We start from the raw sequence: 26883 nt of genomic DNA, 5'->3' as shown, positions 1-26883 counted from the left end.
AAAATGACAGATCTCGAATATAATTATAAAGGAATTTCGACTTACAGTAAAACCAAAGGCATTAACAATCTGGTTTTGGCACACCAAACCGAAATTGAAGAAGTCAATAACATTCCGTGTTTTTTCTGGGGAAGTTTGACAGATCCTTATGTTACCGCAAAATGCTGGACTACGATTGCCAAAGTGGTTCGTTCCAGTTTTGGTCCCATTCCGCCAAGTCTTCGTGATCCTATCGTTTCGGCAGGATCTGAGCGCTTGCGTTTCGAAGGTTTTTCGTCCTGCAATGGCGTTTATGTGCGACTGGACATGAAACCCGAAGCCATCGACGGAGAATTTATCGCGAACGGAACTACGAATGTCGATTTTAATGACCCAATGCTGAATGCCTTAAATGCGATTCAGAAAAACGAAAAAGTAACCCTTGCCGTTGGTCAGCAGGATGTTCAGGTCATTACCAGCAAAGCAAAAGTGACAGAGAAAAAAGTGACTTTACCCATGCGCTGGATAAAAGGTTTAACAAGCGTGCAGTTGTATCTGGCCGATATGGATATTAAGTTTGAATTGAATAAAATTCAGACGATTCAGCTGTTTCAGAGTTTACCAAAAGGAACTGTAAAAGGTGATTTTTTCATCACCAAAAGAGCCGGAAAATTTATGTTTTCGACTTTGGCTACAGCCGATAGCGTTAGAATTGGCGGCGTGCAGCGTTTGCGTTTGTTAGAAGGAATTCTGGCTATTGTAGATAAAATTTTCATCTACGAATCGTCAGACAAACAAACTTGTGCGATTGTGGCCGAATTTGGAAAAATGCAGCTTCTAATGGCTTTTTCTCCAGATTCATACCGCGGATTTTCGGGCGAAGGAAATGTACTCGAAACCATGACCGAAAACTTACCTATAGAATGGGTTTACGGATTAAACAGTTTACTTAAATCGAATGAAACTTTTGACCCCACGATGTTTTCTATCGAAAATGATATCGATTTTGGCACGATGGACAATCTGACTTCGAATTTATCCTCGATGGGATTATTGGGTTATGATTTAAGCGAAAAAGCGCATTTCTACCGTCGTCTCCCTTTTAAAACCGAACGTATTTTATCGCTCAACCCAAGACTTAAAAATGCCAAAAAACTAATCGACAACGAAGACATCCAAATCGTCGAACGAAGAGCTGATTATATCGAAGCCAAAGTAAAAGGTTCGGGCGTTTTACACAAAGTAATTATCGACAATAATTCGCAAAGATGTACCTGCGACTGGTTTACGGCTTATCAGGGCAAAAGAGGAATTTGCAAGCATATTTTGGGAGTGAAGATGGTCATTTCTTAGAAATTATACTTTTATATAAAAATAAAAATCGCCCTGATTGGGCGATTTTAGACGCAGATTATACGGATTCGCTTTCGCGAAAACGCTGATTTATCCGGATTTTTAGGAAACATCGCTATTTAGTAATCTTCATTATCCGGCGGAGCAGTTTTATTGCGTATAGTTATTTCCCAATTCTCTTTTTGATATGGATTTTCTATTTTATCAATTTGAACTAAAAACCTCAATTGCCCTTTACGGTCGTCATCCTTATCAATTAAAACTCTAAATCCGTATCCTTTTATCTTTTCGATATATTCGTTGTCTAAAGGATTGTTCTGATAATAGCTTATTGCAACATTAATTTCTTTTGAAAACTGAGTATTTTTAGCTAAAAATTCTAATAATTGTAAAGCAGTTTCTTTTTTAAATTCAGTATTATTTATTTTATCCGGTTCTACTTTATAAAACGTATTAAACTCTAATGTTAAATTATCACAGCCACCTACGCTGGCATTAATTAGAGTATCATTCTTTTTATATATTTCTTCAATAGTTTCGGTGTAATTATGCATTTCAATACTTCTGGTACGTTCTTCTACTCCAGGAATATCATTAAAAATAGTTTTAGATTTCAATTTTGCCAATTTACATTTTGACAAATATGATTCTTCGTATAGATTTCCATTCTTATATATAAATGATAATGAAGTCGATTTTAAATCTTCTACCGAACTTGAATACGTTCTGAAATTTTGTGTAACCTTAATTTTAAATTTATTACCAACAAAATTTGCTTCGTCAATTATGTTGTATGAAAAAGGAGCATATCCCAGAATACTATGAGATTCGTTTTCATTAATTTCATCTTTCATAATGTAAAAAATAAACTCATCGTTAGTGTTTGCATTTCCACCCAGCATTCCTTCAGATGATCTGTGAATTAGATAATCAATGATTCGGTCATTATTAAAATCAGCTTTTTCATAAATCGAAAAAGAAACGGTATAAGGATCGTCATCATTTGCAAACGAAACGTAATAAGGAGATTCAGATATTTGCATTTCCTTATATTTTTGTTCGCCAATTTCTTCGTTAATAAGCCTTTTTAAAAATTTACCTTCTATTTCGGTCGGAATTACTTTTTCTTCTTCTGGTTCTACAGCCGAAACCGTGTCTTTAGTACTTTTTTTATGTACTGTTTTCACTTCTTTTTTACATGAAAATACTAAGAGAATAAAGGCAAGAAGAATTATTTTTTTACTTTGAAAGTATATTGATTTATAAGTCATTAATCAATCTTTTTTTGGTTAAACTGCTAAAAATTAATTGGTTTTTCGGTATGTATATGAGTTGTAATATGACTTCAAATTAACAAATAAAAAACCACAAACTCACAAGATAAAATTGCAAATTTGTGGTTAGAAACAAGTTAAATTCCAATTCTAAATTCCAAAAAAGCTTTTAGTATTCCTGGTCGTTTCCTCCGCAACTATAATCCCCGAAACTCCTTTAAACTGCGCTACAGTTGCTGCAACAAAAGGCAGAAAAGCAGGTTCGCAACGGCGTTCGTGGTATTTCTTCAAAAGGCTGTTCGGGACATTTTTCGGCAGCATAAACGGCGCATCGGTTTCGATCATCATTCGGTCCAGTGGTACGTACTGGATCACTTCTTTTAAATGATCAAAACGTTTACTGTCGGATATTGCTCCGGTAAAACCAAGATAAAATCCGTTATCGAGATAGGTTTTGGCTTCTTGCAAAGTTCCGGTAAAACAATGCACAACGGCTTTTGGCAATTGTGGCAAATAGTCTTTTGTAATGCTCATAAACCTTGTAAAAGCAGCTCTTTCGTGCAAAAACAAAGGTTTCTGAACTTCGATCGCCAATTCTAATTGCGCTTTGTAACAGGTTTCCTGTACATTTCTGGGCGAAAAGTCACGATCAAAATCGAGTCCGCACTCGCCTACCGAAACTACCTGTTTCTGTTTTAATAAATTCCGAAGTCTCGAAATGCTCTGCGCATCAAAACTCTTCGCATCATGTGGGTGAATTCCGGCTGTTGCATGTAATATTCCGGGATATTCTTTTGCCATTTGGGCAGAAGCCTCGCTGTTTTTTACGCTTGTTCCGGTGAGTATCATTTGCGATACATCGGCATCTAAAGCGTTTTGTATGACATCTTCTATGTCGTTGTGGAATTGTTTATTGGTTAAATTAATTCCTATATCTATATAATTCATCTTTTTGTTTTTTACCACAAAGGCACTAAGACACAAAGTTTTTTTTATTCTTTGTGTTAATTATTATTATTTTTTTGCCACTAAGGCGCTAAGCTTTTTGTTTTTAATCTCGTAAAGTCGCAGAGTCGCAAAGTTTTTATTTTAGCCACAGATTAATAAGATTAAAGGATTATTTAAAAATCTGCTGAATCTGCAATCCCGATAGCTATCTGGAGCGTGAAAATTTTTTTTGCGATTAAAATTACCACAAAGTTATCATTTCTACGCAGGAGTTTCGAGCGATAGCGAACAGACGAAGCAAATCACACTATAAACTCCACACAGAATGTTGCCAATCTTTGTCGAATCCCGAGTGTGATTTCTCCTGCATCGAAATGACATAAAATGAGGGTAAACCTTTGAGCCTTCAATTTTCATTAAGCCATTTTTTGGCCAGTACTATAACTTCTTGTTCAATATTATCCAGATTAAAATCTTTATTATACCAATAGACTTCGCCTGCCAACAGATCATCCCAAACATATTGAAGAGAATACAAATCAAGTATATGTATATCTTTATTAAAATCGTAATCGATATACAGCAATCTTTTCAGGTTACCTCTCACATCGTCATGTTTCATTATTTTATTGAGAAAATATCTTATATGGCATTTTTCTGATTCCTCTTCGTTTTTTGTCGTTAGATTTAATTCTAAGAGAATGGCTTCCAGATAAGGCTGAACTTCATAAGAATCAATTGGTTTATAGAAACACGCCAAATTATAAATAGCTTCACTCTCATAACCTGAATTGATCAATTCGATTGCCCAGTCTTCGATTAGATCGATATTTAGATATTTGTAAAAATGAAAGGTCAGGATGTAATCTGTGAGTATTTCGAAATCTCTGTTTAGTATTTCCATGTCTGTTTTTTTTAATCACGTAAAGACGCTAAGTTTTTTTGTTTCACGCAGATTTAAAATGATTGAAGCAGATGGTCGCAAATTATTTAAAAAAATCATTTTAAATCTGCTGAAATCTGCAACCCGAGATAGCAAACAGGCGAAGCAAATCACACTAGAAACTCCACACAGAATGTCGCCAATCTCTATCGAATCCCGCGTGTGATTTCTCCTTACGTCGAAATGACATAAAATGAGAATACGCTGTGTTAGACGCACTACTGTGCGCCTCTACACTGAAAACTGCCACTACGACTAATCACTAAAACTTAATCCTCTCGACTTCCGTCATCTGCCATTCTCACCAATTTAGGGGTAAACTTCGCCACGACATCAACTAAATCCTGTTGCGCTTCCATCACCTGATTGATATCTTTATAGGCCATTGGGGCTTCGTCAAGACCTGCTCCAATAAGCGTAACCCCGTGATATTGCAAAATCGATTTCATTTCGGTTTTAGTAATGTTTTTTATGGCTTGAGTTCGGCTCATTTGTCTTCCTGCTCCATGCGAAGCTGAGTTTATGGCGTTCTCCTCGCCTTTTCCTCTCACCAAAAATCCCGGCGCGGTCATACTTCCCGGAATAATTCCCATAACGCCTTTTCCGGCTGGAGTTGCTCCTTTTCTATGCACGATCACTTCTTCTCCGTTCCAGATTTCTTTCCAGGCAAAATTATGATGGTTTTCGACTTTGGCTAAAATCGTTGCTCCCAAAGCGCGTTCCATTTTGTTATGGATAATCTCATGACAAGCCGAAGCGTAATCTCCCGCCAAATTCATCGCCATCCAGTATTCCTGACCCAATTGGGAGTTCATATCCAAATAGGCTAAATTTTTAGCCACTTCCGGAAGTTTACAAACATCTTTTGCCATTTTAGTATAATGTCCGGCAATTGTGGCACCCATCCCACGTGAACCAGAATGCGTTAACAAAGCCACGTATTTTCCTTTTGGGATATTTAAAACCGTATCGTCTTTTGCAAATTCCATGATTCCGAATTCGACAAAGTGATTTCCACCTCCCGAAGACCCCAATTGTGACCAGGCTTTATCTTTTAAATGCTTCACAAACGGAGTCATATTAAAAGCATCGTTTTCTAAAACCGCGTGATCTGATTTGTATTGTCCATGAAAACCGTGACCTGCTCCAAAAATCGAATTGGCAATTAATTCTTTTTTGAATTTGGCTTCGTTTTCAAAGTAAAAATCTTCTGCAATATCATAAACCGATAACGCCATTCGACAACCAATATCAACCCCAACTCCATACGGAATAATAGCATTTTTAGTCGCTAAAACCCCGCCAATTGGCAATCCGTAACCTTGGTGCGCATCCGGCATTAAAGCTCCGGCAACGGTAACGGGCAATTTCATGGCTACTTCCATTTGTTTTCTCGCTCCGTCTTCGATATGATCTAATCCGTAAGCAGAATATGCATTCGGGTTTTGGTTTAATGCGATAAAATCTTCTGGTTTTTCATTTGCTTTTTCGATCAAAGCAATTGCCAGTTTGCTAAAAATAGCATCGTCTATATAATTTTCAGGTGTTTCAAGAACGCTCTTGAAATTGGTGATCATTTCATCACGCTTCAACCCGTGTCTTTTACTATTTATTTTTAAGGCAATCCCGATTATTTTTCCTTCAGGGAATCCTAATTCTAGTATATCTGTACCGTTTATTTGTGTATTCATGATTTTTTATTTTTTAAGGAATAAAGTTCCAGAGGTTCATAGGTGCAAAGGTTTTATAGAAGTGCGCAGTTATTTTGCGTAGTATTTATTTCACGCAGATTTAAAAGAGATTTGAGCAGATCTAAAAGAATTTTTTAATAAATAATCTGCGTTCATCTGCTGAAATCTCTTTTAAATCTGCGTGAAACATTAAACCTTTGTCCCTTTGCCCCCTTTCCTCCTTAATCAATTAATAATTGCGTAACTGCCGCAGCATTTATCGCCCATTGTGCATCGTAAACCTCATCGGCATTTTGATCTTCGGTAATGTTTAAACCCTGGGCTTCCGCTTTGAGTTGTAACAAACTACCAATATTCAATTTGCTGCTTAGTTTTGCCAATAACGCCTGGACTCCTTTAAAATCCAAACCTTGAACAACTTGTCCTCCAAAGGTCATCTCTAACCAAACGATTTCTCTTTTGGCTACATCTAACACTCCAAAAACCAAACCTTTTGCAACATTTTGCGTCACACGAACTTGGTGATCAACACACGACGGATCGTATGCTACTCCGGTTTTCTCGGAGATTTTCATTGGATGTTTGCTGTTCATCCAACCTACGACAAGATTTGGTGTGATACTTCCGTTGCTGTAAGCGTTGCAGGTAAAAGTCACAAATTTTGCGTTGGCTTTCGCCAATTTAGCGATATCGATCTTGATGTATTCAGCTGTTCCCACTTTCGCAGGAATACTTCTGATATCACCGCTATGTTGACAACCAACAGTTTCCAATCGGCTGAAAGAACATATATCGGCTTTATCTTCATACGCAATATGACAGCTTAAATCCATATCAAGATGTTGTGCCGGTAAACCTGTACCCCATTGCATGAACAATCTCACTTCGTTACCTTCAACTGGGAAACGTGTTCCCATTAAAGCTACCGGTAAATCCTGAACGTTTTCGCTTCTATCTCCAATCGAAACTGGCATATTAAACAATTGCGGATCGATATAGATCGTTTTGTTTGGGTTTGCAATTGCGGCAAATCTTTTCTTCATCACCAACAAACACAACGCTTCGATTTGATTTTTCATCGCCTCTAATTGCGCTTCGTCGTACAAATTCAATAATGCATTTGGTGCAATTCGTTTGTTGGTTCCACCCAAAGGCTTCACGCTTCTTTGCATGTTTTTATCAAAATAATTTTGAGCATACATATTCAAAGTAAACACCAATCTGGCAGGAACTTTATCGATAATCTCTGTAAAATGCAACACAGTTTCGTCTGCACCAAACCACAGCATATTCGAGAATAACGAACGTGCAAACAATCCCGGACGTTGTTTTAATAATGCAAATGTTTTATCGGCATTAAATTTCAATCGTGATGTGTTTACTTTACTTTGCCAAACGTCGTACACCTGGTTGTAAAATACATCCATCAAAAAAGCTAATTTTTCAAAGCCTTTTCTTTTGCTGTATTCTGCCAAACGTAACGCTCTTATAAAACGAACCCACATCCCTCTTTTTGGGTGCATGATTTCGCACATTGTCTCCACATCCATATCCAGATTATTCAACCAATTGGCTACCATCAAACATTCTTTTCGGGAATATTTCAATTTCAAATCTTTTTGAGAGGCAATTTTTGCCTGCGCACTTGTATCCAAAACATTAAAAAAGTGCTGAGCATTTTTTGATGTTCTTTTGATAATCGTTTTTGGCTCGATAATTTGCAACAATCCTGTATTCTTGAACCATAAATATCGTAAGATATCTGTTGGTGATTTAAAATACTGAGAGGCTTTTTCGGCCTGACCTTCTTCGATTAAAACATCGATCACCAACATCAAAGTTTCTTTGATCGCGATATCTGCTTTTGGTAAAGGCAAATTCTTTAATGCTATTTTTAAACTATCTGCCTGTGTAGCGTCTAGTGCGGTTTTAGATTGCAATAATGATATATAGAAATCTTCCAATTTTTTATCTGACCATAAATCCAATGCTTTTAATTTGCTTCCTTGTCCAAAGTTTTCGATTTTACCAAATTCAAACGGAGTTCCGCAAAACGGACAACCATTGTATCGTTCTAAAGCAAATGTGTTATCTGGAATAATATGTCCGCATTGTAAAGTTGTTCCGTTTTTAGTTTGAAAAACATTTGCAAAAAAAGTGGCAACATGATCCAAAACAGTTTCTCCTGTCGGAATATGCCATTCTTTTACCAAAGGCGCCCAGTTTTTATCTGTTCCTAAAACATCTTTTAAGATTTCTAAAACCTCTAATTTATAATTCGGATTTACATTATTTAAAGCGTGTAATAACGATTCGGAAAACGTAAATCCGAGCTTTGAAACATTGGCTACTAAAACCGATGTTGATCCTGATAATTTTTTGATATCATTCGCAATCATTTCTGATGGAATGAAAATAGCGTTTTGACGCAAACTGATTTTTAATAATTCTTGTGTTTTCATTTTTTTAATTTTTAAAATTTAGATAATTGCGTTTCTGGTTCTACCTAAAAGATTTTGAAGTAAGAAACACTTGACCTGAAATTTGACGATAATTGATTAACTGATTCAAAGTGACAGTTTGGTGGGTTTCCCCAGAAGTAAGTTAATCTTGACCCTCGTTTTTTTTATTAATGGTGATTTTAAAACTCGCCGGACTCGAACCGGAGTTTACCAATTTTCTGAAGTAAGTTTTAATTGACCATTAATAGTGAAGCAGATGGGATTCGAACCCACGACCCGGACATTAGAAATGTACGAAGTAAGTTTTGATTGACCTTTATGGATAATTTCAAAACTACCTACTCTAACCGCTGAGCTACTGCTTCATTTTTAATTTGAATAAAAAGGTAATGGTGTAAGTGTGTACGTGGAAAGTTTTCGAAGTAACTCAAACTTGACCTGCTTTATTCTATTTTTTATTTCTATGAACGTTTGTTTTTATTTCTAAACAAAGATTTCGATTGCAATGCGCAATTATTTTGCGTAGTAAAAAAAGAATTTTAAATTTGAGTAAAAAACAATATGAATTTACAGCAACTTTATTCTGAATTACTTTCGAATATTGGCTTTTCAGCAAATGATATTCAGAAAAAATGGCTGGATGTAGAAAAGGCCTATTCGCAAAAATCAAGACATTATCATAATCTCAATCATATAAAGGATATGATTGAATGTTATAAAACTTATTTTGACAGACTCAAATCTCCAAACGAAATATTATTTTCTATTTTTTATCACGATTATATTTATAAGAGCAGCAAAAAAGACAATGAACTCAAAAGTGCCGAATATGCTTTTTCGATTTTGCCTGAAAATATAGAACTCGATAAACAATTGGTTTTTGATGCAATTTGTGCGACTCAACTTCATCAGCACAATACAATCGAAGATATCAATTGGTTAATAGATTTTGATTTGAAGATTCTCGCCCGAGATTGGAATGAATATCAGATTTACTTTGAACAGATTCGAAAAGAATATAGCATTTATCCTGATTTTCTCTACAAACCCGGACGTGCAAAAGCCTTGAAACATTTTCTGGAGAATGAATTTATTTTTCAGACGGAAGAATTTAGGGGTTTATATGAAGAGAAAGCGCGAATTAATATTGAACAGGAAATAAAGTTATTAAGCTAAAAAATTAAATCTCGCAAAGTCACAAAGTCGCAAAGTTTTTATTAAAGATTAAAAATGGGACAAAAATCCTTTTTAATCCACAATCTGTTCCTTTAAAAATAAAAACTTTGAGTCTTAGTGCCTTCGCGGCAAAAACAACATAATGTCACAAAACAAAAACGCCTTAATACGGTACAAAACCATTGACAAATGCCTGCAGAATAAATACAGGCAATGGACTCTGGAGGATTTAATAGAATGCTGTTCTGAAGCTTTGTTTGAATATGAAGGCCGCGAAAATCCAATTAGCAAACGAACGATTCAGATGGATATTCAGCTCATGCGAAGTGAGAAACTGGGTTATAATGCGCCAATTGTGGTGTATGATAAAAAGTATTATAAATATGAGGATGATGAATTTTCGATAACCGATATTCCGCTGACGGAAACGGATATGAATGTTTTGACGGAAACAGTTTCGATGCTCAAACAGTTTAAGGATTTTTCTTTGTTTAATGATGTATCGGATATTTTACAGCGACTGGAGGATAAAATCTATGCGGAGAAATCGCATACGAAACCAGTTATTTACCTGGACAAAAACGAAGGATTGAAGGGTTTGCATTATCTGGATGAAGTATATCAGGCGATTATCAAAAAAATTGTTTTGGTAATTACTTATAAATCGTTTAAATCGAGAGAGGAAGCTAAATTTCATTTTCATCCTTTTATTCTGAAGGAATTTAATAACAGATGGTTTTTGGTGGGGAAGAAAAAAGGTTCTCAGCCGATTACCAATTTGGCGCTTGACAGAATTATAGCCATAGATTATGATTTTAACCTTCCCTATTTAGAAGAAGATTTTGATGCGGAACTTTACTATAAAAATATAATTGGCGTTACGGTGAATACAGGTTTGCCGCCACGAAAAATTGAACTTTGGATCGATGCTGTAAACGCGCCTTATGTTTTGACAAAACCTTTGCACAATACCCAAAGACTTATTAAAGAAAATGAGGACAAAAGTATTATCGTGCATTTGTTTATTTCGCCTAATTATGAAATGGAACGTATGCTGTTAGGTTTTGGTGATGGTATTGAAATTATCAAACCAGAAAACTTAAGAAATCGTATGAAAAAGATCCTTGAGAGGGCCATTTCTCGTTATGAAGCTGAAGACAGGACTGAAGTAAACGCATGATTTTTTACAAAATATAGGATTTTATCTTAAATTAAAACCATAAAACGATTTTTACAGCATCAATTTTGTTAAAATCTCAAAAAAGAATAGTATATTTCAATTAAATTAAACCATAAATCACTCTAAATCAGAGTTATTTTTTTACTAACCAAAAATTTATCATAAATTAATATGCATGCATAGTATTTTTTGATTATATTTGAAATCGATATAGTTAGATATGAAAGAGAAAACAATAGATTATATTTTGAGAGCTACATGGCAAGCTGTATCAAGAATGTACAACGAAGAAGCTGCAAAATACGATGCCACAATGGCGACAGGATTTGCACTTTTGAGTATTGACAAGGAAGAAGGAACTCCATCTACCGCTTTGGGCCCAAGAATGGGTATGGAAGCTACAAGTCTGACAAGAACATTAAAATCGATGGAAGACAAAGGTTTGATTGTTCGCAAAAAAAATCCAACTGATGGTCGAGGTGTTTTGATCTACCTGACCGAGTTTGGAAAAGAAAAAAGAGATTTATCTAAAAATACGGTTCTGAAATTTAATGAAACGATTAGAAAACATGTTTCTGACGAAAAACTGAAACATTTTATCGAAGTTTCTGAAATAATCAACGAATTGATTCAGGACAAAAACATATTTAATCAAACAGAAAAATTAGAAAAAGAATAGACTTATATAGTTTGTAAAGCTCTATTTCAAATTCAAAATAAAAAAACAAAATATTAACTCTATGAAACGCACAATTAAAAAAGTTGCTGTAATTGGATCCGGAATTATGGGTTCAGGAATAGCTTGTCATTTTGCCAATATTGGTGTTGAAGTTCTTTTGCTTGACATCGTACCGCGCGAGTTGACAGAAGCTGAAACTAAAAAAGGATTAACGCTTGAAAGTAAGGCTGTTCGCAACCGAGTGGTAAACGAGCACTTAGCGAATTCATTAAAATCGAAACCGTCTCCTATTTACAGTCAGAAATTCGCAAGCAGAATCACAACTGGAAATACCACTGATGATATAGCAAAAATTGCCAATGTAGACTGGATTATTGAGGTTGTTGTAGAGCGTTTGGATATCAAAAAACTGGTATTTGAGCAAATCGAGAAATTCCGTACACCGGGAACTTTGGTTACATCTAACACTTCTGGTATTCCGATTCATTTTATGAGTGAAGGAAGAAGCGAAGATTTTCAAAAACACTTCTGCGGAACTCACTTTTTTAACCCTGCGCGTTACTTAAAGTTATTTGAAATTATTCCTGGTCCAAAAACTTCAACTGAGGTATTGGATTTCTTAAACGAATACGGATCTAAATTTTTAGGAAAAACATCTGTTGTTGCTAAAGATACTCCGGCGTTTATTGGAAACAGAATTGGTATTTACGGAATCCAGAGTTTATTCCACTTGGTAAAAGAAATGGGATTAACAATTGAAGAAGTCGATAAATTGACTGGTCCTGTAATTGGTCGTCCAAAATCGGCTACTTTCCGTACCGTTGACGTTGTTGGTTTAGATACCTTGGTACACGTTGCCAATGGTATTTATGAAAACTGCCCAACTGACGAACAACACGAATTGTTTAAACTTCCTGATTTCATCACAAAAATGATGGAAAACAATTGGTTAGGAAGTAAAACAGGACAAGGTTTCTACAAAAAAGTAGACAAAGATATTCTTACTCTTGACTTAGATACATTAGAATATCGTGCTGCTAAAAAAGCAAATTTTGCTACGCTTGAACTAACTAAAACTATCGACAAACCAATCAATCGTTTTAAAGTTCTGGTAAAAGGAAAAGACAAAGCGGGAGAATTTTACCGTAAAAGCTTTGCGGGAATGTTTGCTTACGTTTCTAACAGAATTCCTGAAATCTCAGACGAATTATATAAAATTGATGATGCGATGAAAGCCGGTTTTGGATGGGAAAATGGTCCTTTCGAAATTTGGGACGCTATTGGTGTTGCCAACGGAATCGAAATCATGAAAGCAGAAGGTTTAGAGCCTGCTGCATGGGTCAATGAAATGTTAGCAGCCGGAAGTGAGAGTTTCTACTCTGTAAAAGAAGGAGCAACTTATTTCTACAATATCCCAACAAAATCTCAAACTAAAGTTCCAGGACAAGATTCATTCATTATCCTGAACAACATTCGCGAAAGCAAAAAAGTTTGGAGCAATAGTGGTGCAATTATACAAGATTTAGGAGACGGAATTTTGAACTTAGAATTCCAATCTAAAATGAATACAATTGGTGGCGATGTACTTCAGGCTATCAATAAAGCAATTGACTTATCTGAAAAAGAATATCAAGGATTGGTTATTGGAAACCAGGCAGCGAATTTCTCTGTTGGGGCTAATATCGGAATGATTTTCATGATGGCAGTCGAGCAGGAATATGACGAGTTGAATATGGCTATCAAAATGTTCCAGGACACGATGATGCGCGTTCGTTATTCTTCTATTCCAGTTGTTGTAGCGCCTCACGGAATGACTTTTGGCGGTGGATGCGAAATGAGCTTACACGCTGATAAAGTGGTTGCTGCTGCTGAAACCTATATGGGATTAGTTGAATTTGGTGTTGGTGTACTTCCTGGTGGTGGTGGATCTAAAGAAATGGCTTTGAGAGCTTCTGACTTATTCCGCAAAAATGATGTTGAATTGAACGTTCTTCAGGAGTATTTCTTGACTATCGCTATGGCAAAAGTTTCGACTTCTGGTTATGAAGCTTTTGATACAGGACTTCTTCAACATGGTAAAGACGTTATTGTAGTCAACAAAGATCGTCAGATCGCTGAAGCTAAGAAACATGCTTTGTTAATGGCTCAAGCTGGTTATACACAACCTATCAGAAGAACTGATGTGAAAGTATTAGGAAAACAAGCCCTTGGAATGTTCTTAGTTGGAACAGATCAAATGGAAGCTGGAAAATACATTTCTGAGCACGACAAGAAAATCGCTAACAAACTGGCTTATGTAATGGCTGGTGGTGATTTATCTGAAGCGACTTTAGTATCTGAACAATATTTATTAGATATCGAACGTGAAGCTTTCTTATCTCTTTGTACTGAACGTAAGACTTTAGAGAGAATCCAATATATGTTAACTAAAGGAAAACCGCTTCGTAACTAGATAACAAGATGCAAGAAACAAGATGCAAGACTTTAGAAATATCTTGCATCTTGCCTCTTTCTTCTAATAAATCTTAAAAAAACAAAAACAAATGAAAACAGCATATATAGTAAAAGCTTACCGTACTGCGGTAGGAAAAGCACCAAAAGGGGTTTTTAGATTTAAAAGACCTGATGAATTAGCTGCAGAAACCATTCAGTTTATGATGGATGAATTGCCTGATTTTGACAAAAAACGTATCGATGACGTTATGGTAGGAAATGCCATGCCGGAAGCTGAGCAAGGACTTAACGTTGGACGTTTGATCTCTCTTATGGGATTAAAAGTTGAAGATGTTCCTGGAGTAACCGTAAACCGCTATTGCGCATCTGGATTAGAAACTATCGGAATGGCAACGGCTAAAATTCAATCAGGAATGGCAGATTGTATCATCGCCGGTGGTGCAGAAAGCATGAGTTTTATTCCGATGGGAGGTTACAAACCAACTCCGGATTATAAAGTTGCTGCTGCAGGTCACGAAGATTACTATTGGGGAATGGGTTTAACTGCTGAGGCGGTTGCTAATCAATATAAAATTTCTAGAGAAGATCAGGATGAGTTTGCTTACAACTCTCATATGAAAGCCCTGAAAGCACAAGCGGAAGGTAAATTCGACAAACAAATCGTTCCGATTACTGTTGAGCAAACTTTCATCAACGAAAATGGTAAAAAAGAAACTAAATCTTATGTTGTAAAACAAGACGAGGGTCCACGTGCCGGAACTTCTGTTGCTGCATTATCAGGATTAAGACCTGTTTTTGCCGCTGACGGAAGCGTAACTGCCGGAAACTCTTCCCAAATGAGTGATGGTGCTGCTTTTGTTTTGATCATGAGCGAGGATATGGTAAAAGAATTAAACCTTGAGCCAATAGCAAGACTGGTAAACTTTGCTTCTTCTGGTGTTGAACCAAGAATCATGGGTATTGGTCCGGTAAAAGCAATTCCGAAAGCATTGAAACAAGCTGGTTTAGAATTAAAGGATATTGACTTGGTTGAATTAAACGAGGCTTTTGCTTCTCAGTCTTTGGCTGTAATTCGTGAGCTCGGTTTAAATCCGGATATCGTAAACGTAAATGGTGGAGCTATCGCTTTAGGTCACCCTCTGGGTTGTACAGGAGCTAAACTATCTGTTCAGTTATTTGATGAGATGAAACGCAGAGGTAACAAATACGGAATTGTTTCTATGTGTGTGGGGACTGGGCAGGGTTCTGCGGGAATTTACGAGGTTCTGTAGATAAAATATTAAGTTCAGTTTGTCATTACGAGGAACAAAGCAACCTCACTAACAATTACGCAAAGTTTTATTTTGCAAATGTGGTTGCTTTGTTCCTCGCAATGACAAGATTGAGGAAATTATATCATAAAAAAAACATACAAAAACAAAAGCAATGGCAGATACAATCGAAAAAAACGTAACCCGTGGTGGTCAGTTTTTAGTTAAAGAAACAAAGTGCGAAGATATCTTTACACCAGAAGATTTCTCGGAAGAGCAGTTAATGATGCGTGACTCTGTAAAAGAGTTCGTTGACAAAGAATTATGGGCGCATAAAGATCGTTTCGAGAAGAAAGATTATGCTTATACTGAATCATCTATGCGTAAAGCTGGTGAACTTGGACTTCTTGGAGTTGCGGTTCCTGAAGAATACGGTGGATTAGGAATGGGATTCGTATCTACAATGCTAGTTTGCGATTACATTTCTGGTGCAACTGGATCTTTCTCAACTGCTTTTGGAGCTCATACCGGAATTGGAACTATGCCAATTACGCTTTATGGTACTGAAGAACAAAAGAAAAAATACGTTCCTAAATTGGCATCTGGAGAATGGTTTGGCGCTTATTGCTTAACTGAGCCAGGCGCAGGATCTGATGCTAACTCAGGAAAAACAAAAGCTGTTTTATCTGAAGATGGAAAATACTACTCTATTACAGGTCAAAAAATGTGGATCTCGAATGCAGGTTTTTGCAGCGTTTTCATCGTTTTTGCCCGTATTGGAGATGATAAAAATATTACAGGTTTCATCGTAGAAAACGATCCTTCTAACGGGATTTCTATGAATGAAGAAGAGCATAAATTAGGAATCCGTGCTTCTTCTACTCGTCAGGTTTTCTTCAACGACACAAAAGTTCCTGTTGAAAACATGTTGTCTGAAAGAGGAAACGGTTTTAAAATTGCAATGAACGCTTTGAACGTTGGACGTATTAAATTAGCTGCAGCTTGTTTAGATGCACAACGCAGAGTGACTACCAATGCAGTAAAATATTCAAACGAAAGAATCCAGTTTAACACTGCAATTTCATCTTTTGGAGCTATCCGCTCTAAATTAGCTGAAATGGCAACTAATGCCTACGCTGGAGAAAGTGCTTCTTACCGTGCTGCAAAAGATATCGAAGACAGAATCGCTGCTCGTGAAGCAGAAGGAACTACGCATCAGGAAGCTGAATTAAAAGGTGTTGAAGAATATGCTATCGAATGTTCTATCTTGAAAGTGGCAGTTTCTGAAGATGTTCAGGCTTGTGCTGATGAAGGAATTCAGATTTTTGGTGGAATGGGATTCTCTGAAGACACTCCAATGGAAAGTGCATGGAGAGATGCCCGTATCGCTAGAATCTATGAAGGAACAAACGAAATCAACAGAATGCTTTCTGTAGGTATGTTGATCAAAAAGGCTATGAAAGGTCATGTTGATTTACTTGGACCAGCAATGAAAGTTTCTGAAGAATTAATGGGAATTCCATCTTTTGATACTCCTGATTTCTCTGAATTATTCGCTGAAGAAAAAGGAATCATCGCTAACCTTAAGAAAGTTTTCTTAATGGTTGCCGGAAGCGCTGTTCAAAAATACGGACCGGACTTAGATGCTCACCAACAGTTATTAATGGCTGCTTCTGATATCTTAATTGAAATCTACATGGCTGAAAGTACAATTCTTAGAACTGAAAAATTAGCCAAAAATCAAGGTGAAGCTAAAGTACAAGAGCAAATTGCTATGGCAAAATTATACTTATACAAAGCAGTTGATATCGTGAACTCAAGAGGAAAAGAAGGAATTATTTCTTTTGCTGAAGGTGACGAACAACGTATGATGTTAATGGGATTAAAACGTTTTACAAAATACACAAACAATCCAAATGTGGTAGCCCTAAGAGAGGTTATTACAACAAAATTAGTTGCAGAAAACGAATACTGCTTCTAATATAAAAATAGTTTTTAGCTTTTAATTTGTTTAAACCCGCACTTATCCGAAACAGTGCGGGTTTATTTTGCTTTATGATTTGTGCAATATAAAAATAATGAGGCGCAATATTTTTGCAACGATTTGCAAAATATTCGTTAAAATTAACTTTTATACCTCAACACAATAGTTAAATATCAATTGTATTGCGTTATATTTAACATTCTAAAAACTTTAAAAAACATAAAATGAAACAAATTAATCTGATTGCTTTGCTTTTATTTTGCATCTGTACCACAACTACTTTTGCACAAAAAAACAAAAAAATGGACATCATTGCTTATTATACCGGCGATGATAAACTAATTAACGAGTATGAGGTTAACAAACTCAACCAGATCATCTTTAGCTTTTGCCATTTAAAAGATGGAAAACTAAGCGTTGATTCTGCTAAAGACTCTACCACAATTAAGTATCTGGTTTCTTTAAAAGCATCAAATCCGCAGCTTAAAATTATTCTTTCACTTGGGGGCTGGGGAGGTTGTGAGCCTTGCTCTGCCGCATTTTCTACTGCTGAAGGAAGATTGACTTTTGCTAAATCAGTAAAAGAATTGAGCGATTACTTTAAAGTAGATGGTTTAGATTTAGATTGGGAATATCCGGCAATTGAGGGACTGCCTGGACATTTATTCCAAACTGCTGACAAACCTAATTTTACCGAATTAATCAAAATTTTACGTTCTACTCTAGGTAAAAAGTATGAATTAAGCTTTGCTGCCGGAGGATTTCAGAAATTCTTAGATGAATCTATCGACTGGAAAACCGTAGGACCATTAGTAAACCGTATCAACATTATGAGCTACGATTTAGTGAACGGTTATTCGACAGTTACAGGACATCATACTCCACTATACAGCACAACTCCAAAAGAAGAATCTACAGACAGAGCAGTTGAATTTTTATTAAAACAAGGAATCCCTGCTGAAAAATTAGTTATTGGCGGTGCTTTTTATACCAGAACATGGAAAAACGTAACCAATGTAAATAATGGTTTATACCAATCAGGTGAGCACATTCAGGGTGTTCCTTTCAAAAGTTACGCAGACACTTATACAGAAGCAAATGGCTGGAAATATTTTTGGGATGACAAAGCAAAAGCTGCATACTGGTACAATGAGAAAGAAAAAACATTTGCAACCGGAGATAACCTAACTTCTATTAAAGCTAAAGCGGAATATGCAAAATCTAAAAAATTAGGCGGAATCATGTTCTGGGAACTTCCATTAGATAGTCCTCGCGACGGAATGGTAGATGCTATTTATAAAGTTAAAATAGCTAAATAATATATTTCGAACAATAAAAAAACGGCAGTTATATGAGGTAACTGCCGTTCTTTCTATTTATAAAGAGTACTATTATTATAATTTTGATTTGTCTAATTCACCAATAAAAGGAATTGATTCCAAAATCTCGGCTCTTATTATAGTTTGCAAATACACTTCTAACTGAAGAAATTTAGCAGCGTTTATAGCTCCAACAGCTTTTTTAGCCTGATTATAAGTTTTAGAGTATAGTTTTTCATAAGCCAAATGATTTTTTAGAGTACCTTTTGCTAACTCATCGGCTTTTGCGTCTGTCAGGGTTGCATAATTAGCAGCATAATCGTTGATTAACTGAAATTTTGTTTGCCCCAGCGCCTTACGTTCTGTTTCATAACTATCGTAAACTTTAGTAAAAGCTACTGATTGTGTATCAGATAAGTTCATATATTGTTTTACAAGATTACTTTTCGATTTGCCATAAACACTTTGCAGTACATCTACATCTTCCTTAAACGAAGACTGAGCATAAGATGAAAACCAGGCAATTGCCATAATAAGAATAAGACTTAGTTTTTTCATAGTATTAAATTTTAATGGGTTCTTAAAAAATTCATGCATTACCAAATATACTGATTTTTAACAAGTTAATACACTATTTTTTATCACTTTCATTCGCTTTTGGAGCTTTAATTTCTCCATCATACGAAATGGACGCCTTATTATTACTATTGACAAAAAGTGAAGTACCTCCATTTAAAAAGATAGAAAAGGTAATATTATACACATCATCTTTGCCTTTTATAGTGGCCTTTAAAATATAACTTTTCTTCTTTTTTTCAATTTTAATATTTTCGGGAACACCTTCAAATTTTATTCCCCCATCTCCTCCGTAGGCAACATTAAAAGCGCGTCCAAAAAAAGGTAAGTCAGAAGTTGTTTTTTCTGTATTGAATTTTAAGAAGTAAGTATTATAATCCAAGATAATCACTCTGCCCCCTTGCGGATTGACTTTTTGAGCTTCAAAAACAAAATTTTTAGAATCTATAAGAGCTTCAATTTCTTTTTGTTTCTGTTGCGCTTTCTCTGCTTTTAATTCTTTTTTAGTCTTTTCCTGTGCAAAAACCGCAGAATTTAAAAAGCACAATAACACTAATAAAATCGACAATTTAGTTTTCATAATAGTATTTCTATTGCGTTAAAAAAAGGTAATTTTTATTTTTTGGTAAATCGCATCATCGCAATGTCACCGGAAATAAAATTTAAAGTTTTGCCATCATCCGTAAGATCATATGATGTTATCTTTTGCAAGGTATTCATAAAAACCTGCTCTCCCTGACCGTCCTGACACATCATTCTCGTGACCGCCATAGGTTGTGTAAAATCGATTTTATTACCCGTTACACTAAGATTTCCCGTAAATGAATTGCAGCTATTATTTCCTGAAACACGATTTTCTTTCAAGTCGAAATGTATTGTCGGTTTTTTATTTGAATACAACCCGTCAAAAGCAATTCTTGGTCCGGTTATATAATTAAGTTCCCAGGTTCCTTCGAGTTTAGCAACCGAATCCCTTTTCTGTGCTTTAGAGGCATTACATGACATTAATACCACTCCTAAAAAAACTAAAATCAAAACATTCTTTATCATAATTTTACAGATTAAATTAAAAATAACAATACTGATTTTTCTAAAATTTTAAATTCGGGGTTATACGAAATTACGCAATAATAAGATGTCCTTCACTTAAAGTAACATTAAATTACATGCAATAGTTTTAGATTTTTTTAACTATTAGCGTCAATCAATGTCGGAATTTTATGTTAAATTTACTTAATCTTTAATTTAAAAGCCTTTCGCATGAAAAAAATAATCACTTCTTTCGCTATAATTACAGCTTTAATCATTGGCTGTAAGACCAATACAAAATCAAATGATGCCAAAACCCTGACTGTTGCCTTAGAGCCAAAAAGCAGTAGTGCCGTTGCAGGAACTGCTACTTTTACAGAGAAAAATGGCAAAGTAACTTTTGTTGCCAAAATGACTGGTTTAACTCCGGGAGTTCACGCCATACACATTCACGAAAAAGCAGATTGTAGTTCTGCCGACGGAAGTTCAGCCGGAGGACACTGGAATCCAACTTTTAAAAAACACGGAAAATGGGGCGTTGCAGAATACCACAAAGGAGATATCGGGAACTTTACTGCTGATGCAAAAGGTAACGGAACTATAACATTAACCACTGACGAATGGTGTATTGGTTGTGGAGACGCAAACAAAGATATTCTTGGAAAAGGTTTGATTGTACATCAGGGAACTGATGATTTTACAACACAACCAACAGGAAATGCAGGCGGAAGAGTCGCTTGTGCCGGAATCATCAAATAAAAAGACAATAACCACTACATTTTCACAAAATCTAGTGGTTATTTCATTTAAAATTTATCCTAACACAAGAAAAAGATATAGCTTTGCAGCTATAAATTAAAGTTAATGATTAACCCATCAGCACCAGGTTGGATAGACAAGTTTTTTAGTGAACAAAAGTTTTCAGAAGCTATTCCTTTTGAGACTACAGATTCGTTTTACTATAAAGTCAGAGAAACTGGTTTTATTTACGGTCATATCATAACTATTGACTCCCGAATTCCGGTTCCTATAAAAGGCTGGTTTAAGACAGAAATTTCTAAAGTCGCTTTATTAAATACTTTGTACGGCGTTTTTTGTTTAGAAAAAAGAAGTTTTGAACCTAATAATTTTATTACCGAAGTTTTAAAGTTTTATAACGAAATGAATCCTGAAGGATTTAATTTGTTCAAAATTTTACTTCCAAAAGATACTCCTTCCCTTTCTCTAGAAAACATAATAGATCAACGCGTTCAGACGAATGACAGTATCATTAGTAAAAACTTTTCGCATTTAGTAACCAATGCGCTTTTGTTTATTGATGTTCTGGCTTTCAGACAATATTTAGAGCACGGATCGATTCCGGACAAATATCTAAAACGAATTGAAGAAACTGTTTTAGGGATTGTGGCTCTGGCCTTAAAAACCAAAACCGTAAAATCGCAACACGACGATTTATTAATTAAACTTTTTGAAGCTTCTATTCGATATTCGAAGTTTTCAAAAGTTACCGTAGATACTCTTGAAACCTTACATCTGGATTATTTTAGCAATACGCTGGAACATTATTATTTGATCGATATGGCCGGAATGGCTTTATGGAGCGATGGTGTTGTAGAAAATGAAGAGGCGTACTTTTTATACTCATTGGGTTCAATGATGGGAGTTTCTGATGATTTTGTAACCAAAAGCATCGATACCACCAATGATTTTATAACAACTCATAAAAAGAAAATTCCGTATTTTAATTATTCTAATCCTGTAAAGCATTTCTACGATCAAATGACCCACAGCGTTGTAAAACTGATTGTAAGAAACAAAAACAGACTGGTTAAGGAAATTATTCAGAGCAAGGAATTAATGGTTCTATTGGCTTACTCTACTACCAGGGATCTGGACGCCAAAGAAAAGAAAAAAGTAAAAAAACAACTTTTGGATATTTGCAAAACCATTCCCTCGTTAACGATATTTTTACTTCCGGGCGGAAGTTTACTATTGCCGATTTTAATCAAGTTTATTCCAACCTTATTACCATCTGCTTTTAATGAAAATTTGGATGAAAACGAATAAAAGCCTGTTTAAATTTTAAACAAGCTCTAAAAAAAATCGCCCTTTTGAGGCGATTTTTTATTTTCTTATAGATTACTTAGCTGATAAACTTCATCTAATTCCTCATTCGAAGCGATATTTACATTCAAATCAGTTACAAAACCTGAATTTAATCCGTAAACCCATCCGTGAAGCATTAAATCCTGACCGTTTTTCCAGGCGCCTTGTACAATTGATGTTTTGGCCAGGTTGTATACTTGCTCTTTAGCATTGATTTCAACAAAAGCATTAAAACGTTCTGTTTCATCTTCAATCGAATTTAAGTATTTGTCATGCAAACGGTATTCATCTTTAATGTGACGAATCCAGTTGTCGATAATTCCAACAGACATATTTCCCATCGCTGCTTTTACACCGCCACAACCGTAATGTCCGCAAACAATAACGTGTTTTACTTTAAGGACATTTACTGCATAATCCAGAACACTCAACATATTCATATCAGAGTGCACGACCATATTGGCAATATTACGATGTACAAAAACTTCTCCCGGTTTTGCCCCAATAATCTCATTTGCAGGAACACGGCTGTCAGAACATCCAATCCATAATAATGGCGGAGTTTGTCCTTTTGCTAAATCTGCAAAAAAGTTAGGGTCTAATGCTAATGATTTTTCAACCCATTCTTTATTATTTTCTAATAACTGCTCATAAAACTTTCTCATTGTTTTTTTGTTTTTTTGAATGGTATTTCTACGTGTTTAAACATATTAAAATAACTATTGTAAAGTTATCTAATTTTTAATATTTCTCACAATGAAGAAATACCTTTAATTAATTTAATTTGTTTAAAAATCTTCTTTTATCGTTTCTTTTTTAACCAATGCTCTCTTTGCAACATCATAATAATGTTCTATAGATACGTGATTATTAAGATCCGGTGAATTTTCGAGCTCGTAAGCTTCTTTAAATCCTTTTAGTTTTACTTTGATATTTTCATCAATTGCTCTTGTTTCCTTAAACTCACGAATTAAGTCTAAAACATCATGGGCAATATACTCTGTATCGTGCGCATTAATAATTACTTTAGAATTTTCCGGAATCTCATTCAATGTCAATTTAATAGCTGCTTTGTTCAGGAATGAAACTTCCTGAGCCAAGTCGATATGGATAACATCTCCGTCTTCGTATTCTTCTTTCTTGAAGCTGTAAGCTCTTTTTAAGTTTCCTCTTAATACAAAAATTACACTGATGATAATTCCCAAAGCAACACCTTTAAGTAAATCTGTCGCTACAACAAATACTAAGGTAGCAACAAAAGGTATAAATTGGTATTTTCCTTTCTCCCAAAAATGTTTGAATGTTGCCGGTTTGGCTAATTTGTATCCTACTAAAATCAATACAGTTGCCAAAGTTGCCAATGGAATTTTATTTAAAATAGCCGGAATAGACAAAACACTTATCAGTAAGAGCACACCGTGAATTATAGACGACATTTTTGATTTTGCACCTGCATTATTATTGGCAGATGATCTTACCACAACTGATGTCATTGGTAAACCTCCTAAAAGTGAACTCACAATATTACCTATACCCTGCGCTCTAAGCTCCACATTGGTGTTAGTATAACGTTTTTGAACATCCATTCTGTCTGCTGCTTCGATACATAATAATGTTTCTATAGAAGCTACAATGGCAATTGTAATAGCGACTACCCAAACTTGAGGATTTGTAACCGCTGCAAAATTTGGTGTAATCAGAATAGATTTAAATTCATCAAAAGACTTTGGAACTGGCAATGAAACCAAATGTTCTTTTGCAATCGCCAATGAGCTTCCTGTAGCTATAAAAAATTCATTTAAAGCTATACCTATAAGAACAGCAACAAGTGCTCCCGGAATTAATTTTAATTTCTTTAAAAAAGATACTTTATCCCATGAGATCAATATAACCAGAGAAACAAGCGAAACCACTACTGCTCCTAAATGTATATGATTTAATACATCAAACAAAAATGAAAATGAGTTACTTCCGTCGTTTTGAACAAAAGCCTGATCACCTTCAAAATCTGCATCATAGCCGAAAGCATGAGGCAATTGTTTCAGGATAATAATGATCCCGATACCGGCTAACATTCCCTCGATAACATTTGTTGGAAAATAATTGGAGATACTTCCGGCTTTTAAAAACCCTAATGCTAACTGAATTAGTCCCGCAATAAAAACAGACATTAAAAACACATCGAAAGCACCAAAATCAGTAATAGCGGTTAAAACAATAGCCGTTAATCCGGCTGCCGGTCCCGAAACACTAATGTGTGACTGGCTTAAATAACCAACTATGATACCACCAATAACACCCGAGATAATACCCGAAAACAACGGCGCTCCCGAAGCCATTGCAATACCTAAACACAATGGAAGAGCCACCAAAAAAACCACTAAACCTGAAGCAAAATCAGATTTAAGGTTGGCAAAAAGATTGATTTTTTTTGTCATAATAATACAATACTAAAAAAATTATTCATTAAAGATTTACCACATTTGACCAAAAATGCAGTGTAGTTCAAAATAATCGGAAGTATTATACTAAGTTGGGAGGTGGAGCAAATATGCTCGGAGAAATATTATCTAATTTTACGATGTTTTCAGAAACAATCGTTTTCTTTTGAATATAAACAGGCAATAAAACCTCATGTTCTAATATTGTAGGATGCACAACAGATTTAAGTTCTTTATGAACCTCCTCTTCTGCACAATTGAAAGATATAGCCGTATTTGTCCCTTTCTTTATCGCCTGAACAATTGTCGGGGTCGATAAGAAGGCGATAAATATGAATAATAATATGCGGGCTAGTATTTTCATCGAAGCAAAAATAGTGTTAAACAAATAAAATCAAAGCTTGAGAGCAAAATTTTTATACAAATTTAACAATAACAAAAAAGCAGAATTATCAAATGAGACAATTCTGCTTTTAATTGTTTTATAAACAAGGATTTACAATTCTTCTTCTAACCATGCTCTCATCATCCAGATTGTTTTTTCCTGCTCTGCAATGAAGTCACTCATTAGAGAATTTGTCCCCTCGTCATTAATTTCATCCGATTGGTTCAAAATTTCTCTTTCGATTTTTAATAAATCAGATAAAGAATTTATGATTAAATGAACTGCTTTCTCGTCATTTGAGATATTTTTTCCAACAGCTAATTTGTTGTTTTTAATATAATCTTCGAATGTATGTAGGGGAGTTCCTCCAATTGTAAGTACCCTTTCTGCTATCATGTCAATTTTTAATTGTGCATCTGTATACAATTCTTCAAACTTAACATGCAAATCAAAGAAACGTTTACCACGAATATTCCAGTGTATTCCTCTTAAGTTTTGATAATATACCTGAAAATTTGACAACAGAATATTCAATTCCTTCACTAACAATTCTGACTCTTTTACAGGTAATCCTAAAATATTTGTTTTCATAGTTTTCGTTTTATAATAAGTTTACTACAAATTTAATATAAGTTCTTTAAAAATAATATAAAAAAAAATTATATTTTCTTATTTTTGCATCACAAAATACTATCAAAATGACGATTACTCAATTACAATATGTGTTAGCTGTTGCCGAACACAAAAATTTTACACTTGCTGCCGAAAAATGTTTTGTTACACAACCTACATTAAGTATGCAGATCCAGAAGATTGAAGAAGAGCTTAATATTTTAATTTTTGACAGAAGTAAGAAACCAATTCAGCTTACAGATATTGGTCAGAAAATAGTAAATCAGGCTAAAAATATTGTAAATGAAGCAGATAGAATCAAAGATATCGTAGAACAGCAAAAAGGTTTTATTGGAGGGGAATTTCGTTTGGGAATCATCCCTACGATCATGCCTACTCTTTTACCGATGTTTTTAAACAACTTCATCAAAAAATATCCAAAAGTAAAACTCTTAATCGAAGAGCTTAATACCGATGAAATTATTGTAAAATTAAAAAATGGTCATCTTGATGCTGCTATTGCTGCCACTCCGCTTGAAGATGAAAAAATAAAAGAGATTGTTTTGTACTTTGAGCCGTTTGTAGCTTACATACCGGAACATCACGCCAGTTTTCAGAAAGAGGAAATTGAAATTGCAGATTTAAACATCAATGAAATTTTACTTTTGCAGGACGGTCATTGTTTTAGAGACGGGATTTTGAATTTATGCAAAAATGGTACTGATATCGACCAGAATAATTTTCAGATACAAAGCGGAAGCTTTGAAACCCTTATAAAATTAGCCGACGAAGGTTTGGGCACAACGTTACTTCCGTACTTGCACACCTTAGACTTAAAAGATTCCGATAAGCTGAAACTACGAAATTTTAAGGAACCAAAACCTGCTCGTGAGGTAAGTTTAATTTACCCCAAGAGCGAATTAAAAATGCAAATCATTGACGCGCTAAGATCTACAATTGCCGGAGTTGTAAAAGGAGCAATTGTTTTTCAGAACGTTCAAATTGTAAGTCCGCTACAAAAGAAATAGACATAAAAAAAGGA

At 35.1% G+C, this 26883-nt stretch carries 23 protein-coding genes and 1 tRNA gene; 11 read left to right on the top strand and 13 right to left on the bottom strand.

The window, feature by feature from the left end; all coding sequences use genetic code 11:
• The first annotated feature begins 3 nt into the window (after positions 1–3).
• Entirely contained in the window at positions 4–1332 is a 1329-nt protein-coding gene (locus IRZ78_RS06625) for an SWIM zinc finger family protein (protein ID WP_194615778.1), read from the top strand.
• 119 nt (positions 1333–1451) lie between these two features.
• Here IRZ78_RS06625 and IRZ78_RS06620 read toward each other — a convergent pair whose 3' ends face one another.
• From IRZ78_RS06620 to IRZ78_RS06595, 6 genes are all read right to left on the bottom strand, one after another.
• Positions 1452–2519 carry a hypothetical protein gene (locus tag IRZ78_RS06620; protein WP_194615777.1) on the bottom strand — a complete coding sequence of 356 codons (1068 nt, stop codon included), beginning with the start codon at positions 2517–2519 and terminating at the stop codon, positions 1452–1454.
• A gap of 237 nt (positions 2520–2756) precedes the next feature.
• The gene (locus tag IRZ78_RS06615) at positions 2757–3554 is read right to left on the bottom strand and encodes a TatD family hydrolase (RefSeq protein ID WP_194615776.1); all 798 of its coding nucleotides are present in this window, start codon (positions 3552–3554) and stop codon (positions 2757–2759) included.
• 406 nt (positions 3555–3960) lie between these two features.
• Entirely contained in the window at positions 3961–4458 is a 498-nt protein-coding gene (locus tag IRZ78_RS06610; RefSeq protein ID WP_194615775.1) for a hypothetical protein, read from the bottom strand.
• Between the two features lie 308 nt (positions 4459–4766).
• The gene (locus tag IRZ78_RS06605; protein ID WP_194615774.1) at positions 4767–6188 is read right to left on the bottom strand and encodes an RtcB family protein; all 1422 of its coding nucleotides are present in this window, start codon (positions 6186–6188) and stop codon (positions 4767–4769) included.
• A 221-nt stretch (positions 6189–6409) separates the two neighbouring features.
• On the bottom strand, positions 6410–8650 hold the full coding sequence (locus IRZ78_RS06600; protein ID WP_194615773.1) for a hypothetical protein: 2241 nt from the start codon (positions 8648–8650) through the stop codon (positions 6410–6412).
• A gap of 248 nt (positions 8651–8898) precedes the next feature.
• Positions 8899–9015, bottom strand: a tRNA-OTHER gene (locus IRZ78_RS06595).
• 196 nt (positions 9016–9211) lie between these two features.
• Between IRZ78_RS06595 and IRZ78_RS06590 the strand changes: the two genes are divergently transcribed.
• The 7 genes from IRZ78_RS06590 (at position 9212) to IRZ78_RS06560 (ending at position 18692) form a co-directional block, all read left to right on the top strand.
• Positions 9212–9826 (top strand): hypothetical protein, encoded by a 615-nt coding sequence (locus tag IRZ78_RS06590; RefSeq protein WP_194615772.1) that lies wholly within the window; start codon positions 9212–9214, stop codon positions 9824–9826.
• A gap of 142 nt (positions 9827–9968) precedes the next feature.
• A complete protein-coding gene (locus IRZ78_RS06585) occupies positions 9969–11006 on the top strand; it encodes a WYL domain-containing protein (protein ID WP_194615771.1) in 1038 nt (345 codons plus the stop codon).
• Positions 11007–11226: 220 nt separating this feature from the next.
• A complete protein-coding gene (locus IRZ78_RS06580; protein ID WP_194615770.1) occupies positions 11227–11685 on the top strand; it encodes a MarR family transcriptional regulator in 459 nt (152 codons plus the stop codon).
• A gap of 61 nt (positions 11686–11746) precedes the next feature.
• On the top strand, positions 11747–14137 hold the full coding sequence (locus IRZ78_RS06575) for a 3-hydroxyacyl-CoA dehydrogenase/enoyl-CoA hydratase family protein (RefSeq protein WP_194615769.1): 2391 nt from the start codon (positions 11747–11749) through the stop codon (positions 14135–14137).
• 91 nt (positions 14138–14228) lie between these two features.
• Positions 14229–15410 carry an acetyl-CoA C-acyltransferase gene (locus tag IRZ78_RS06570; RefSeq protein ID WP_194615768.1) on the top strand — a complete coding sequence of 394 codons (1182 nt, stop codon included), beginning with the start codon at positions 14229–14231 and terminating at the stop codon, positions 15408–15410.
• A 154-nt stretch (positions 15411–15564) separates the two neighbouring features.
• Positions 15565–17370, top strand: a complete 1806-nt coding sequence (locus tag IRZ78_RS06565) for an acyl-CoA dehydrogenase family protein (RefSeq protein WP_194615767.1) — start codon at positions 15565–15567, stop codon at positions 17368–17370.
• 227 nt (positions 17371–17597) lie between these two features.
• The gene (locus IRZ78_RS06560; RefSeq protein ID WP_194615766.1) at positions 17598–18692 is read left to right on the top strand and encodes a glycoside hydrolase family 18 protein; all 1095 of its coding nucleotides are present in this window, start codon (positions 17598–17600) and stop codon (positions 18690–18692) included.
• Positions 18693–18767: 75 nt separating this feature from the next.
• On the opposite strand, the gene IRZ78_RS06555 is transcribed toward IRZ78_RS06560, so the two are convergent.
• From IRZ78_RS06555 to IRZ78_RS06545, 3 genes are all read right to left on the bottom strand, one after another.
• Positions 18768–19250: a hypothetical protein gene (locus IRZ78_RS06555; RefSeq protein WP_194615765.1), complete on the bottom strand. Its 483-nt coding sequence runs from the start codon at positions 19248–19250 to the stop codon at positions 18768–18770.
• A gap of 73 nt (positions 19251–19323) precedes the next feature.
• Entirely contained in the window at positions 19324–19848 is a 525-nt protein-coding gene (locus tag IRZ78_RS06550) for a DUF4251 domain-containing protein (RefSeq protein ID WP_194615764.1), read from the bottom strand.
• 35 nt (positions 19849–19883) lie between these two features.
• A complete protein-coding gene (locus IRZ78_RS06545) occupies positions 19884–20318 on the bottom strand; it encodes an META domain-containing protein (protein WP_194615763.1) in 435 nt (144 codons plus the stop codon).
• A gap of 210 nt (positions 20319–20528) precedes the next feature.
• Between IRZ78_RS06545 and IRZ78_RS06540 the strand changes: the two genes are divergently transcribed.
• Both IRZ78_RS06540 and IRZ78_RS06535 read left to right on the top strand, forming a co-directional pair.
• Complete coding sequence (locus tag IRZ78_RS06540) at positions 20529–21056, top strand: superoxide dismutase family protein (protein ID WP_194615762.1); 528 nt, start codon at positions 20529–20531, stop codon at positions 21054–21056.
• 105 nt (positions 21057–21161) lie between these two features.
• The gene (locus tag IRZ78_RS06535) at positions 21162–22364 is read left to right on the top strand and encodes an LETM1-related biofilm-associated protein (protein WP_194615761.1); all 1203 of its coding nucleotides are present in this window, start codon (positions 21162–21164) and stop codon (positions 22362–22364) included.
• 65 nt (positions 22365–22429) lie between these two features.
• On the opposite strand, the gene can is transcribed toward IRZ78_RS06535, so the two are convergent.
• The 4 genes from can to IRZ78_RS06515 form a co-directional block, all read right to left on the bottom strand.
• Positions 22430–23068 carry a carbonate dehydratase gene (can, locus tag IRZ78_RS06530; protein ID WP_173971249.1) on the bottom strand — a complete coding sequence of 213 codons (639 nt, stop codon included), beginning with the start codon at positions 23066–23068 and terminating at the stop codon, positions 22430–22432.
• A 123-nt stretch (positions 23069–23191) separates the two neighbouring features.
• Positions 23192–24841, bottom strand: coding sequence for a SulP family inorganic anion transporter (locus IRZ78_RS06525; RefSeq protein WP_194615760.1), 1650 nt, complete (start codon positions 24839–24841; stop codon positions 23192–23194).
• A gap of 85 nt (positions 24842–24926) precedes the next feature.
• Positions 24927–25208, bottom strand: a complete 282-nt coding sequence (locus tag IRZ78_RS06520; RefSeq protein WP_228520392.1) for a hypothetical protein — start codon at positions 25206–25208, stop codon at positions 24927–24929.
• A gap of 132 nt (positions 25209–25340) precedes the next feature.
• A complete protein-coding gene (locus IRZ78_RS06515; protein WP_194615758.1) occupies positions 25341–25820 on the bottom strand; it encodes a Dps family protein in 480 nt (159 codons plus the stop codon).
• A gap of 107 nt (positions 25821–25927) precedes the next feature.
• Between IRZ78_RS06515 and IRZ78_RS06510 the strand changes: the two genes are divergently transcribed.
• Entirely contained in the window at positions 25928–26869 is a 942-nt protein-coding gene (locus IRZ78_RS06510) for a LysR substrate-binding domain-containing protein (protein WP_173971253.1), read from the top strand.
• Positions 26870–26883 lie beyond the last annotated feature (14 nt).

This window comes from Flavobacterium sp. CSZ (assembly GCF_015350725.1).
GTDB lineage: Bacteria > Bacteroidota > Bacteroidia > Flavobacteriales > Flavobacteriaceae > Flavobacterium.
This window is presented reverse-complemented; position numbering and strand designations above follow the sequence as displayed.